A 13,910-nucleotide genomic window follows, 5' to 3' on the forward strand; every position below is an offset into this window, starting at 1 on the left:
AAAGAAGAAATGTTTAATAAATTTATACATAGACCCGTTTTTGCAATTATAATTTCGATTATAATTGTCTTTATAGGTACGCTGTCCATCAAACAGCTTCCTATATCGCAATTTCCACAAATTGCGCCTACAACCGTAAATATCTTTATCGCTTATCCAGGTGCAAGTGCCGATGTATTGGTAAAATCTACCTTAATTACCTTAGAGAATTCGCTTAATGGTACACAAGGTGTTCGTTACATGGCTACAGATGCAACGAGTGCCGGAGAAGCAACACTTAGAATAATTTTTGAACCAGGAACCGATCCTAATGAAGCTGTAATTAGAGTTAAAACAAGGGTAGATCAGGTAATGCCATTATTACCTGAACTGGTTCAGCGTGAAGGAGTCGTTATTACTCCTATTCAACCGAGTATGTTGATGTATGTCAACCTTTACTCGAAGAGCAAAAGCATGGATGAGAAGTTTCTCTACAACTATGCCGATGTAAAAATGATTCCAGAAATTAGCCGTGTTAAAGGTGTTGCGAGAACTCAGATTCTTGGAAGCCGTAAATACGCCATGCGCGTTTGGTTGAATCCTGATAGAATGAGAGCTTATAAAATTTCTGTTGAAGAAGTTATGCAAGCACTTCAAGAACAAAGTATTATTGGTCGTCCTGGGCGATTAGGACAAAGTTCTGGTATTGTCGCACAATCTTTAGAATATGTATTGACGTATAAAGGAAGATACGATGAGCCTAAACAATATGAAAATGTAATTGTGCGTGCCAATTCTGAAGGTGAAAGCATTCGCTTAAAAGACATTGCAAAAGTTGAATTAGGAAGCGAATTCTTTGATATTTACTCGAATCTAGACGGTCATCCTTCTGCTGCAATTGTATTAAAACAAAACTACGGCAGTAACGCGAGTGACGTAATTAATGACGTTAAAGCAAAGCTGGAAGAAATGAAAGCAAGTTTTCCTCCAGGAATGGATTATAAAATTAGTTATGACGTTTCTCAATTCTTAGATGCTTCTATCGATCAAGTTGTTCATACTTTGAGAGATGCCTTCATTTTGGTTGCTTTGGTTGTATTTATATTTTTAGGAGATTGGCGTTCTACTTTAATTCCAATTATTGCCGTTCCAGTATCTTTAATTGGCGCTTTCTTTGTGATTCAGCTGTTTGGAATGTCAATCAACTTGGTTACTCTCTTTTCATTGGTATTAGCAATCGGAATTGTAGTCGATAACGCTATTGTCGTCGTCGAGGCCGTCCATGCCAAATTTGAAGAATTTCCGCATATTACACCTTATCATGCCGTTAAATTAGTATTGGGCGAAATTGGAGGTGCCATTATTGCTATTACAGCCGTTATGGTTTCTGTATTTATTCCTGTTTCGTTTATGTCTGGTCCCGTGGGAACTTTCTACAGACAATTTTCGGTTACGATGTCGAGCTCAATTATCATTTCTGCCATTGTAGCTTTGACCCTTACTCCTGTTCTCTGTGCCATTCTTTTGAAAAATAATCATGGAAAGCAGAAAAAAGGAAATGTCCTGACAAAATCTCTAGACGCTTTTAACAGATGGTTTGAAAGACTTACAGGCCGTTATGTTGTGGTTTTAAAAACAATTGTAAGCAGAAGAGTTTTAACTTTTGGAATTCTAATTGCTTTCTGTGCTTTTATTTTTATAGAAAATAAAGTACTTCCTTCTGGATTTATTCCGAGTGAAGATCAGGGAACCATTTACGGGATCATTCAAACGCCTCCTGGCGCTACTTTAGAAAGAACCAATCAGGTTGCTCAGAAATTGCAAAAAATCTGTGAAAAAGTCGAAGGCGTTGAATCTGTTTCTTCTTTGGCAGGTTATGAAATCATGACGGAAGGTCGTGGTTCTAATGCTGGAACCTGTTTAATTAACTTAAAATCATGGTCTGACAGAAAGCATTCTGTAACAGAAATCATGGAAGAATTAGAAAAGAAATCTAAAGATCTAGGTGCTGTCGTAGAGTTTTTTGAACCGCCCGCAATTCCAGGATTTGGTTCTTCTGGTGGTTTTTCTATGCGTTTACTAGACAAAACTACCAGCACCAATTATCAGGAATTTGATAAGATCAACAAGCAGTTTATGGCCGAACTAGGAAAACGTAAAGAGCTTTCTGGTTTGTTTACTTTCTTTGTCGCCAATTATCCGCAATACGAACTGGAGATCAATAATGATTTAGCAATGCAAAAAGGCGTCTCTATTGGTAAAGCAATGGAAAACTTAAATATTTTAATTGGAAGTACCTACGAACAAGGTTTTATCAAATTTGGACGTTTCTTTAAATTATATGTACAATCTGACCCAAAATTTAGAAGACTCCCATCAGATGTATTGAATCTCTTTGTAAAAAATGATCATGGAGAAATGGTGCCTTATTCTGCTTTTATGACTCTTAAAAAAACACAGGGACCTAATGAGATCACGCGTTACAACATGTATAATTCTGTCGCTATTCAGGGTCAGCCTGCAAAAGGATACACCACTGCAGATGCCATTAAAGCGGTACAGGAAACCGCTCTTAAAACACTTCCTAAAGGATATGATATTGCATGGGAAGGTCTTTCTTATGATGAAGCTGGAAGAGGCAACGAATCGCTTTATATCTTTTTAGTGGTATTGGCTTTCGTTTACTTCGTATTGGCCGCACAATATGAGAGTTTTATTATTCCGTTGTCTGTAATTTTATCTATTCCTGTTGGAATTTTAGGTTCGTTTGTCATTCTTCAAATGATGGGCTTGCAAAACGATATTTACGCTCAAATCGGATTGATTATGCTGGTCGGATTGCTTGGTAAAAATGCCGTACTGATCGTCGAATTTGCTGTATTAAAACATTCGCAAGGCGCGACAATTCTCGAAGCCGCAATTGAAGGTGCCAAAGTTCGTTTTAGACCTATCTTAATGACATCATTTGCCTTTATTGCTGGTTTGATACCGTTAATTTTTGCTTCTGGAGCGGGCGCAATTGGAAACAGAACTATTGGAGGATCTGCGCTTGGAGGAATGCTTTTCGGAACCATTTTCGGAGTAATCATAGTTCCTGGACTATATTACATTTTTGGTTCATTGGCACAAGGCCGAAAACTAATTAAAGGAGAAGAAGAAAGCTCTTTATCTGATGATTTCATGCATCATGTAGATGATTTTTCAACAAACAATCAAACGGAGGAAAATGAAGAATAACAGAAATATAAAATACGCAGGTCTTGCCTGCGTATTACTCTCTATAGCAGGATGTAAAACAACTTCTATTGTAGAAAAAACAGAAAATAAAACGGTACCCGAAAACTATACTGATAATGGTTTAGACACTCTAAATACTGGAAAAGTTAAATGGAGAAGCTATTTTACAGATCAAAATTTGGAGAATCTGATTGATATTGCATTGAAAAACAATCAGGAATTGAATATTACGCTTCAAGAAATTGAAATTGCTAAAAGCGAAGTAAAAGCACGAAAAGGAGAATACCTGCCATTTGTTGGTTTTAGCGCTGGTGCCGACTTAACCAAATCTGGAAGATACACCAGCACAGGTTCTGGCGAAGCAACAACAGATATTATGCCTGGCAAAGAAACACCTGATCCGCTTCCTAATTATCGTTTTGCACTGACTTCAAGTTGGGAAATAGATATTTGGAACAAACTTCATAATGCAAAGAAAGCCGCTTTAAACCGTTATTTAGGTTCTATTGAAGGAAAGAATTTTGTGATTACCAATTTGATTGCAGAAATAGCCGATTCGTATTATGAACTTTTAGCATTAGATAATCAACTAGAAATCACCAAACAAAACATTGACATTCAAACCAATGCTTTAAAAGTGGTTAAAATACAGAAAGAAGCCGCAAGAGTTAACGAACTGGCTGTACGTAGATTTGAAGCGCAGATTTTGAGTACGCAAAGTCTTCAGTTTGATATTCAGCAAGAAATTACCGAAACGGAGAATAAAATCAATTTCTTATTAGGGCGTTTTCCTCAAAAAATTGCTAGAAGCGACAATACTTTCAGCACTATTACTCCGGCAGATATTCACGCAGGAGTACCTTCACAGCTTTTAGAGAATCGTCCAGATATTAAAAAAGCAGAAATGGAACTAATTGTCGCAAAACTGGATATTAAAGTCGCTAAAGCGAAATTTTACCCTTCGCTAGGCATTTCAGCAGGGATTGGATATGAAGCTTTTAATACCAAATATTTACTGACTTCTCCAGAATCTCTGTTGTATTCTATAGCAGGCGATTTGGTTGCTCCTCTAATTAATAGAAATGCAATAAAAGCAGAATATCTTACCGCTGGAGCTAAGCAAATTCAGGCTGTATACAATTATGAAAGAACATTGGTAAATGCTTATATCGAAGTTGCCAACCAATTGTCTAAAATTCAAAATACGACAAAAAGCTACGGCTTGAAGTCACAGCAAGTTGATGCTTTAAACGAATCTGTTCAGATATCTAACAATTTGTTTAGTTCTGCCAGAGCAGATTATATGGAAGTTTTATTGACTCAAAAAGATGCTTTAGAATCAAAATTTGAACTTATCGAAACCAAAAAACAGCAGATGAACGCCTTTGTTAATGTTTACAGAGCATTAGGAGGTGGCTGGAATTAGTAGTTTTCATTTTTATTTTTTGAAAAGGAGATTGGCTGAAAAGCTAATCTCCTTTTTGTATTTAAAATGCTAAGCTCTTACTTAACTAAACTCAAACAGAGTTAATGTTTGTATTATTTACAAATCATCTACCTCTGATTGTATTTCAAGATAAGACAAATAAAAAAAGCTCATTTATTTGCTAAATGAGCTTTTTCTTTATCTTGTTATTTTGGCGTAAAACCATCTTTCACGAGCGTAACTTATTCCTTTATACAATACTAATCCGAAAATTACATAAAAAGAAACTTTAAAATAAATAGCAAGATACCAAGATCTAGTTTGAGAATTATAGTATTCTATTGGAGCATCTCTTAAGAAAAAATTTCCTGTCAATTTGCTTTTGTAAAGCGGTTGCTTATCAAAATTTTCCTTTAGATATTCGAGCTTCGTTATTCTTAATTCTATTTCTGATTGATTACCTAAAGTTATTCCTTTAACCAGATAGGATAATCCCGTTCCCTCACCTGTTCCAGCATCTTCAGAAATTTGTTTGATTAATAAAACATCATTTACAGTGTATTTATTTTTATTCCTAAAGCTTTTTAGATTTTCATATTCGTTCAAATAACTATCTGTAATGAGACTTCCTATTGTTATTACAGTAGATATAATCACATTACAAACAATAAGAAAAGCTAAAAATGCTATTCCTGCTCTTTTTATCACTTTAAATTATTTTATATAACATTCAGCTTACATTTCTTTTAAATTGGTTTCTATTTTCTCTCCATCTTTACTTATGGTTACACTTTTCTCAATATTCGCTTTGTCTATGTATGACGATCTTGCTGTTCCATAATTAGTTGTAGAACCTGCGTAGCCCCAATAGTTATAATAATTGGTATATCCTGAGACATAAGAATAGTTGTAAGAGTTAGAAAAATCAAAACTAGCCATAACGACATAAGTGCCTGGCATAAGATCTAAAAACTCAAAATGTCCTTCGTCATCATATACTTTGGCTTTTTTTACTGAATAACCAAAATCAGAATGTAGAGGAACTTCTGGCATTTTTTTCTGTTTTCGTATTTTTTTGTTGACTTCTACCCATTCTTCATAATAATCAGAACTTGGAAAAAGTGTAATCTCAGTTCCTTTTGGAGCATATTGCTTTTTAGCCGTATTTACTAAACCTCCTAATTTTTTACCAGAGTTTGCTCTTGCATAAGCTGTTCCAATAATAACACTATTGCCTTTTGAAATCTGCTGAACAACTTGCTCTTTGTTAAATTTACTTTTAATGGGCTGATAATCTAACTCTTCGTTAACTGTAATTTCCCACATACCTTTACCCATCGACATTTCGCGTTGCCAAAGTCGGTGGTCCTTTTTTATCAATTATATAATTATACACAGCACCTGTACTTTCTTCTGAAACAGTAACAAGCCATGTATCATGCTTACCTGTTCTTGGAGAGTAATAACTAAAACTTTTCACCTCCTTGACACTATAAGGCTCTGTAAGCACTTTTGATTCATCATTATAATAAAACTGAAAAAAACGGGCTTTATAACCTACATCTAATGGCAATGTACCAATCATGTGGTCAGTCCAATTGAAATCTATAAATGGTTCTGTCGGATTCAGTTTTAATTTTTTATCCTTTTTGGTTTTCTTAGAATAATAATTTCCTGTAATGGGATCAGTAAAATCTAAGTTTAATTTGGTTTCCTTTCTATCGCTAGTATAGCTAATGGGTTTTAACGTTTGAGCATCTGCTACAGAAATATGTGTGGTCGTTTTTCCATTGTCCTTTGGAGTATAGACATTGGACAACGTTAGCTGATTGTTGGCTAAAGTAATATCATATGCTAATGATCCCATCTTTGTCCAGCTTGTATCTTTAACATAATATACTGTGTAAAGAGACTTTTCCTGTTTAATGTATTTGGTATTGATATCCTTGCCTCCGGAGTTATTGTCTTCTGACAAAATACAGTAAATGGAAGCAGACTTACTGTTAAAAAAAGTGCATACAATTTCATAGTGGCTAATAATGATTAATGGGGCAAATGTTTTTGTTTGTAATTCAAATGTAGTAAAAATCTTTTTATTTCTTTTTTGCCAGAATTTATCCAAATTCAACTAATTATTAAAACATTAAAAATCAAAAAGTTACAATAAATCGTAATTTACAATCAATATTTAGCAGGTTTTTTACTTCCAAAAACATACTATTTGTATACTAAATACGTACACTGGATTTATGTGTACGTAAAAACGTACTTTATTACCCCTTACCTAAACTATTAATAATCAACTTTACACTTTCGGTTTCAAATACTACTATCTATTTTACTAACTATTAATTGTTTACTAACCTTAAAATTTAAAAAATGAAGAAAATCATAAAATTAACTTGTATGCTAGCCACTGCAGCATTGCTATTTTATTCTTGCGAAAAGGAACAAGATTTAGATGTGGCTAAAACTGCTAAGAAAGATGCCCCCGTATTGGCCAATAAAGACACTCTTTCTGTAAGTTCTGAACTTCAAGGTAGCGCAACTGCAAAAGGAACGGCTACTGCAAGAACCATAACTTTACAAACCAACACCTTATCTTGCCCTGGTGGATTGTGTACATCGTATGGTGTTTGGTCTACTGGCGTTTATACGGTTTGGTTTCAAATGAAATTTAACAACGGATTTTTCTGGAGCCGAGGTGGCAAATGCGGATATGGTATCTTAATTGGCGACCAAAATACAGGCGGTGATCCAGGTTGGGACGGAAATGGCGGTAGCGCAAGATTTATGTGGTATTGCCCAAACGGATCTAATTCTGCTAAAGGAAGTGGCGCTTATCTTCAGCCTTATGTGTATTATAGAGATCAGCCTGGACAATATGGCAATGATTTTGGAAAGAAATATTATATACAGGAAGGTGTTACTTATAATTGCCAGATATCTGTGAAACTAAATACAGGATCAAATACTGACGGATATGTTAAATATTACGTAAATGGCACAGAGATCTTAAACGAAAAAATTCGTTGGGTAACAAACGATTCTAAACGAAATGTGAATGCAGTAAGCTTACATACTTTCCGTGGCGGAAGTCAAGAATACTGGAAAGCTCCTGTAACTAGCTCTATTTACTATCCTAGTGCTTCTTGGGACGCTTTATAATATATAATACACTTTAAAGAAAATTTGAACCGAAAAAATAAACCCTACAACTTCGATGTTTTATCAATTAAAAAACATCGAAGTTGTTTTAGTTAAAAACCTTCTACAATTCTTTCTTAAAACAAATACTGGTTTCTATTCCAGCATATTGTCCATAATTTTCGATAACTGTATAAGTTCTAGTATATAATGCTACCGCTTCTACTTGCACATTACTTGTTTCCAAAACAGAAAATGTATAACCCAATTCTTTTGCCCAACTTTCAAGTTGGTTTAAAATATTATATGCTATTCCTCTTCCTCTATATTCTTCAGAAACAAACATACGTTTTACCTCAACAGATTCATTATCAAATTGTTTTATAGCTCCACAACCAACTGCAACGCCGTTGATGTAAGCAATAATAACATGCTTAATAGCATCTACCTTATTAAACTGATTGAAGTATTCCTGCATGTCTCCATTTCTGCTTGCTAAGTTCTCATCTAGTTTTACAATTAAATTTGCAAAATCGGTGTTTTGAGAAGTCGTTCTAACGAATTCTAGATCTTCAGTATATCCGTATATTTTCATATCTGTTAAGTCTTGTTCTCTTTTTCTATAATCTTTCTTTAAAAGCCCTTCATATACAAATCCAGAACGCTCCGCAACTTTAATGCTTGCTGTATTATCTACAGCAATTTTCATAAATAATCTATTAAACTTTTTCTTTGCAAAACACCAATTTTTAAATGCTGTTAATGCCTCAGCACCGTAATTATTGCCACTATATTTTTCGAAAATAAAATAAGCAAGTTCGCCTTTTGGTACTTTCCAGTCAATTTCTCTAACCGATATATGACCTATAAATTCATTATTTTCTTTTAAAAATATAGCGCAAGCAAAACCTTTATTTTCTTGCCAATCTATGGTTTTCTGCTCCATATATTTTTTTGTTGCTTCCAAACTGTCGTTAACCTTTAGCATATTAGTAAAGTAATCGTACAAGTATTCGCGATTATCGGTTATGCTTTTAAAAAAACATTCAGAATGTTCGGGACTGTAAGGTTTTATAAGAAGGTTTTTGGTTGTTATCATTTTATGGTAAATTGTAGTTGTGCTTTCTAAAGGTAAAACTATACAAAAACCTGATGCGTAAAAATGCTATTTTTCTATTAGTTAATGCGTTTTTTGCATTAGGTCGCTTTTTTGATAAGTAGTAATCGAAAAGAAGAAATGCTACAAATCAAAAAGCATTCTAAAACTAAATCAGCTTATTTTTAATCTCTTTATACTTAGAACGACCGATTGGCAACAAGTCGCCGTTTTTGAGTTGCATACTATACTTTCCTCCTGCTTCTACCGCAATTTTATCTGCTTGTTCCCAAGAGAGAATATACGATTTGTGTATTCTTTCGAAGGTGTCGGGAAGCAGTTTTTCTAAAGCTTCAAGCGATTTATCGTGTAATTCTATTTTATTATTTGCCAAATGCAACTCGGTATAAATTCCTGCGCCTTTTATGTATAAAATTTCATTAACAGGAACGAGTTTAAAGGTCTTTGATTTTCTTACTGCCAAAAAACGAACATCGGCGCCAGATTGTTTTCCTTGAGCGGTAAAGCGCGTAAAGGCTTGCGATAATCTGTTTTGATCGAAAGGCTTTGGTACAAAATCTAAAACACCATAATTAAAAGCTGTAATGGCTTTATCGGTGTAAGCTGATACAATAATGGTCTGAAACGGACCAGCAACAAAAGTCTGCAGGATTTCAAAGCCATCTTCTCCATTAAGATTCAAATCTAAAAGCGACAAATCAATTTCATTATTTTCAATAATCAAAAGTCCGTTTTCGAGAGAATCAGAAATCAGAATCTGAGCGTCTTTATCAAAGAAATCACGTGTCATTCTTTCTACTCTCTTGGCAATACGAGCTTCATCTTCAATTATGAGTATTTTCATTTTAATCAAAAATTTTAATGATAGTCTCCCAACCTTTTTCTACAGAATGAGAATCAAAAGACCAATTGGTGCCATAACTTTCTGTTAATCTAGCTTCAATGTATTTAAATCCAGTTCCTATTCGCTTCTCTTTTTTAGCTTTTCGATTTTTGGCAAAAGTCAGCAAAGTGTATTGTTTAAATTGCTTTTCTCTAGTAAATTTTAAACAGAAAACGATACAGCCTTGTTCTGGAGGAAGACTGTGCGTTATTCCGTTTTCTATTATGGTATGAAAAATAGCTGGCGGAATGGTTTCCTTTTCATCAATTTCTTCTTCTTGCCATTCATAACAAATTTCTTTCCGAAAAGACATTACTTCCAAATGTCTTCGGCACAAATCGATTTCTTGTCTGATCGTAATAAGTGTATCTTCAGCAATATCATTCATTATATCAAATTCTTCTGCAAGAGCGCGAATAAAAACAACTCCTTCTTTTGGCGATTCTTCTATCCAATCAATCAATGAAGTTAAAGTATTACGGAGAAAATGCGGCTGAATATTTTTCTTAATCAATTCTAATTGCAATCTAGAAGAAAGCGACAATGATGCATTATGTGCTTCTTCCATCGCTTTTGCTCGTATCGTATGCAAATAAAGCATACAGAGCACTAAAATGGTAAAAGCAATAAACAACCCAAAATCATAAAACATAAAATAATTGACAACAACGCCCGCCAATAAACCAGTCGCAACAATAAGTCCTCCTTTCGTTTTTCTAATTGCGGCATCAATTGCTATTATAATTGAAAAAAATCGAGCTGTAATGGTAAAATAAGTCGCAGAAATATCATAATGCCCATAATAACCAATATAAACTGCTAAAAGAGAAATAAATAAAAGAATCAAAAATAGTTTCTTTCTTTTAAATTCAAATTGAAGCATAAAATACCACGGCACCAGCATTGAAATAGCAAAGGTAAGCCAGCCTATAATCTTTAAACGAGTATAAAATTGATCGTAAGGAATCTCTAAATAATACTTTACATATTCTATGATTAACAGACAGAAGAAAAGCAGACAAATAATTCCGAAAAGCAAAACTGCTAATTCTTTTCGTGTGCTGTTTATATACAAAAAGAAATAATAAATACCTGCAATAAGAAAAGCGCCCGCCATAAGATTCATAAAAGATACTACAACAAGCGGTGAACGATGAAGCTGGAGATAGTTTTTAAGTTTCACATCTATACCGCGTTCTGCTTCTCTGTTATAAACTTGTGAACCGATTAAAATAACGGTATGTTTTCCAAGATTAGATAATTTTTTCGGAATTTGATAATACGACGTTTCTGTTCCAGGAACCTCAGCACGACTCGATTTTGCCATCTGACCGTTTCTTCCCACCAAAACGCCATCCCAATACACATCAAAAGCACCAAAAGCATTTATCTGAAGTCCGAGAGATTCAGAAGTATTGTTCCGTTTTTGGATTTCAACATCTGTTTGAAATTTAAAACTTGAACTATCTGGTTTTCCCCAGTCCATTTGCTGATGATCATAATCAACCTCATAGGTTACGTCGGTTGTAACGTACTCTTTGTAATAATTACACGAGGTAAATAGCGACAGAAGTAAAACGTTGAAAAAGTAAGATTTATACATAAGATAAAGATAAAACAAATATCCAATTGCCAAATGCATTTGGAAAGTTCGTAGAGCCGTTTGAATGTTTTCAGAAATACCAATTCATTTTATGAATTAATCTTGTACAACAAAATCAATCCAAATGAAAACCTTAATAATCAATACCTTAATTCTATTTATTCCTTTTTTAGGAATAGGACAACAAACCGTTATTTCTGGTAAAGTTCAAGACAATGCGACAAAAGAAGCATTGCCTTATGTAACAGTAACAGTACAAGATGATGCCTCAAAAACATTAGCTACGACTATAACTGACGATCAAGGCTTATTTAGTCTTGAAACAGCTTTAAGTGATAAAACAACTATTACGTTTAGTTATACAGGTTATCAAGATCATACACAATCTATAGTCGTTTCTGAAAAACAAAAAATTGAATTGGGAACAATTGATTTAATTACTGATGCCGTACAATTAAAAGCAGTAGAAATTAATGGCCAAAAATCGAATATCAGTTTAAAATTAGACAAAAAAGTTTTTGAAGTTGGTAAAGATGTGCTTTCGCAAAATGGTTCTGCTCATGATGTTTTAAATGGAGTTCCGTCAGTCGCGGTTGATCAAACGGGAACAATAAGTTTGAGAGGCAACAACAATGTCTTGGTATTAATTAACGGAAGACAATCTGGACTTACTCAAAATAATGCTCTTGACCAAATTGCAGCCGATCAAATTGAAAGAATTGAAGTTATTACTAATCCTTCTTCAAGATATGATGCTGCGGGTTCTGCGGGAATTATTAATATTATTTTGAAAAAGAACAAGAAGAGCGGTTTTAGCGGTCAGGTTCGATTAGTTGCTGGATCTCCAAATGACAGTCGACTTAATCCGAGCATCAATTATAAATCGAACAAAATCAATGTTTTTTCTAATTTCAGTATTCGTTCTAGCGATTACGTAGGTTTGTATACGACCAATCAAGTAACCAATAGTACTACTTCGCCAAATTATATGCATCGCGTACAAAATGAAGATCGTCACGATGATGGCAAATTGCTTTATATGGGCGCCGATTATTTTATTAATGAACATCAGACCATAACAGCTGCTTTCTTAAAGAATGCCACGCATGATAATGATAAAACCGATTTACGATATCTATACGATAGTGATCTTGAAAACACAACGCCTGACAGTCTTTTAACCAGACACGGAAAGTCTTTGGAAAAACGTGATTATAGTCAGCTTGAGTTTAATTATACCCGAACATTTAAACAAAAAACAAAAAAATGGACGATTGATGTGCAATACGATTGGTGGAATAGCGATAAAAAATGGGATCTTTCTACACAACGTTTAATTCCTGATACGATGATTTATCCTGGCATTAGAACCAGCTCGGTAGGAAACAGCAAAGATTTTTTGGCGAAAACAGATTTTATTCAGCCAATTGACAGCCTTTCTACTTTAGAATTTGGAATAAAAACTGAAATTAGAACGGTTTCGAGTAATTATTTGGCAGAAGAACAACAGGATAATAATTGGGTAATCTATCAGAATATTGATAATGATTTAAATTATGATGAAACCATTACTGGCGCCTATACACAATTTAGCGACAAAATCAATAAGTTTAGCTATATGCTGGGCTTGAGAGCTGAGTTTACAGATATTTCTATAAAAGATGTAGAAAATGCTTATAGCGATAAAAAAGACTACAACAAACTCTTTCCTACTGTCAATCTGAGCTATAAGTTTGATGATTCGGCTTTACAACTCAATTACAGCAAACGCATTAAACGTCCGTCATTATACGCTTTGTACCCATTTAATGAAGTTACCGATTTGAATGCGCAATACATTGGAAATCCTGATTTGAATCCTTCCTATACTGATGCGTTTGAAATGGCGTTTCTAAAAAACTGGAAAACATTTACTTTGAATCCTTCTGTTTACTATCAATACGAAAAAGGTTTTATTCAAGATTATACGTATCGTCAAGATGATATTTTCCTTACAACACCCATAAATATTGATTACGAAATAAGAAGCGGAATTGAATTATCTGCCTTATACAATCCTTTAAAATGGTTTCAGCTTAATGCCGAAATGAATTATTATCACTTCAAACAAAAAGGAAACTATATGGAACAAAATCTTGATTACAGCAGTCAGAACTTTACTGCAAGATTAAGTACTCAGATCAAACTTCCAGCTAAATTTAGTTTTCAAGGGCGTTATAACTTTCGTGGAGAAAAACGCAATGCACAAACTATCAATCAGGCCTTACAATCAATTGATTTCGGATTAAGTAAACTTCTGCTTAAAGATAAAGCGACTATTGTTTTTGATGTTACGAATGCTTTTAATCTTCGCCAATACAAAAGCGTTACAACTGGAACCGATTATGTTATTAAAGACAATAGCATTCCCAATGCAGCAAGATATCGTCTGAGTTTTGTCTATCGTTTTAACTTGACAGATTCAAAAGCAATTAGACAAGCAAATGACGCTAATAGAGATTAATTTTCACTAAAAAAA

Annotated in this window: 10 protein-coding genes; 4 read left to right on the top strand and 6 right to left on the bottom strand. The window is 34.1% G+C overall.

Going from position 1 to position 13,910, the window contains the following annotated elements; all coding sequences use genetic code 11:
* The first annotated feature begins 9 nt into the window (after window positions 1-9).
* Together P5P87_RS05300 and P5P87_RS05305 are read left to right on the top strand one after the other, a co-directional pair.
* A complete protein-coding gene (locus P5P87_RS05300) occupies window positions 10-3,216 on the top strand; it encodes an efflux RND transporter permease subunit (RefSeq protein WP_278021815.1) in 3,207 nt (1,068 codons plus the stop codon).
* On the top strand, window positions 3,206-4,642 hold the full coding sequence (locus tag P5P87_RS05305; protein WP_278021816.1) for a TolC family protein: 1,437 nt from the start codon (window positions 3,206-3,208) through the stop codon (window positions 4,640-4,642). Before P5P87_RS05300 ends, P5P87_RS05305 begins: the two co-directional genes overlap by 11 nt.
* Window positions 4,643-4,840: 198 nt before the next feature.
* Here the strand turns inward: P5P87_RS05305 and P5P87_RS05310 are convergent, their stop codons facing one another.
* From P5P87_RS05310 to P5P87_RS05320, 3 genes are read right to left on the bottom strand one after another with little or no spacing between them, the layout of a single operon-like run.
* Entirely contained in the window at window positions 4,841-5,350 is a 510-nt protein-coding gene (locus tag P5P87_RS05310; protein WP_198855841.1) for a hypothetical protein, read from the bottom strand.
* 27 nt (window positions 5,351-5,377) lie between these two features.
* The gene (locus P5P87_RS05315) at window positions 5,378-5,980 is read right to left on the bottom strand and encodes a hypothetical protein (RefSeq protein ID WP_278021817.1); all 603 of its coding nucleotides are present in this window, start codon (window positions 5,978-5,980) and stop codon (window positions 5,378-5,380) included.
* Window positions 5,973-6,509 (bottom strand): DUF3108 domain-containing protein, encoded by a 537-nt coding sequence (locus P5P87_RS05320; RefSeq protein WP_278021818.1) that lies wholly within the window; start codon window positions 6,507-6,509, stop codon window positions 5,973-5,975. The genes P5P87_RS05315 and P5P87_RS05320 overlap by 8 nt, the downstream gene beginning before the upstream one ends.
* A 512-nt stretch (window positions 6,510-7,021) precedes the next feature.
* Here P5P87_RS05320 and P5P87_RS05325 point away from each other — a divergent pair.
* Window positions 7,022-7,810 carry a polysaccharide lyase gene (locus tag P5P87_RS05325; RefSeq protein WP_278021819.1) on the top strand — a complete coding sequence of 263 codons (789 nt, stop codon included), beginning with the start codon at window positions 7,022-7,024 and terminating at the stop codon, window positions 7,808-7,810.
* 103 nt (window positions 7,811-7,913) lie between these two features.
* Here P5P87_RS05325 and P5P87_RS25825 read toward each other — a convergent pair whose 3' ends face one another.
* The 3 genes from P5P87_RS25825 to P5P87_RS05345 all read right to left on the bottom strand — a co-directional run bounded on the left by P5P87_RS25825 (window position 7,914) and on the right by P5P87_RS05345 (window position 11,392).
* The gene (locus P5P87_RS25825) at window positions 7,914-8,888 is read right to left on the bottom strand and encodes a GNAT family N-acetyltransferase (RefSeq protein WP_340696653.1); all 975 of its coding nucleotides are present in this window, start codon (window positions 8,886-8,888) and stop codon (window positions 7,914-7,916) included.
* A 166-nt stretch (window positions 8,889-9,054) separates the two neighbouring features.
* Window positions 9,055-9,750, bottom strand: a complete 696-nt coding sequence (locus tag P5P87_RS05340; protein ID WP_278021820.1) for a LytR/AlgR family response regulator transcription factor — start codon at window positions 9,748-9,750, stop codon at window positions 9,055-9,057.
* Between the two features lies 1 nt (window position 9,751).
* On the bottom strand, window positions 9,752-11,392 hold the full coding sequence (locus P5P87_RS05345; protein ID WP_278021821.1) for a histidine kinase: 1,641 nt from the start codon (window positions 11,390-11,392) through the stop codon (window positions 9,752-9,754).
* A gap of 124 nt (window positions 11,393-11,516) precedes the next feature.
* On the opposite strand from P5P87_RS05345, the gene P5P87_RS05350 reads away from it, so the two are divergent.
* Complete coding sequence (locus P5P87_RS05350) at window positions 11,517-13,895, top strand: TonB-dependent receptor (protein ID WP_278021822.1); 2,379 nt, start codon at window positions 11,517-11,519, stop codon at window positions 13,893-13,895.
* The last annotated feature ends 15 nt before the right edge of the window (window positions 13,896-13,910 follow it).

It is taken from the genome of Flavobacterium ginsengisoli, assembly GCF_029625315.1.
In the GTDB taxonomy this organism is placed as follows: domain Bacteria; phylum Bacteroidota; class Bacteroidia; order Flavobacteriales; family Flavobacteriaceae; genus Flavobacterium; species Flavobacterium ginsengisoli.

Excerpts from the sequence above, each read along its gene's own strand:
- P5P87_RS05300 (WP_278021815.1), top strand. The coding sequence starts at position 10 with ATGTTTAATAAATTTATACATAGACCCGTTTTTGCAATTATAATTTCG.
- P5P87_RS05305 (WP_278021816.1), top strand. The coding sequence starts at position 3,206 with ATGAAGAATAACAGAAATATAAAATACGCAGGTCTTGCCTGCGTATTA.
- P5P87_RS05315 (WP_278021817.1), bottom strand. The coding sequence starts at position 5,980 with ATGGGTAAAGGTATGTGGGAAATTACAGTTAACGAAGAGTTAGATTAT.
- P5P87_RS05320 (WP_278021818.1), bottom strand. The coding sequence starts at position 6,509 with ATGGGATCATTAGCATATGATATTACTTTAGCCAACAATCAGCTAACG.
- P5P87_RS05325 (WP_278021819.1), top strand. The coding sequence starts at position 7,022 with ATGAAGAAAATCATAAAATTAACTTGTATGCTAGCCACTGCAGCATTG.
- P5P87_RS25825 (WP_340696653.1), bottom strand. The coding sequence starts at position 8,888 with ATGATAACAACCAAAAACCTTCTTATAAAACCTTACAGTCCCGAACAT.
- P5P87_RS05340 (WP_278021820.1), bottom strand. The coding sequence starts at position 9,750 with ATGAAAATACTCATAATTGAAGATGAAGCTCGTATTGCCAAGAGAGTA.
- P5P87_RS05345 (WP_278021821.1), bottom strand. The coding sequence starts at position 11,392 with ATGTATAAATCTTACTTTTTCAACGTTTTACTTCTGTCGCTATTTACC.
- P5P87_RS05350 (WP_278021822.1), top strand. The coding sequence starts at position 11,517 with ATGAAAACCTTAATAATCAATACCTTAATTCTATTTATTCCTTTTTTA.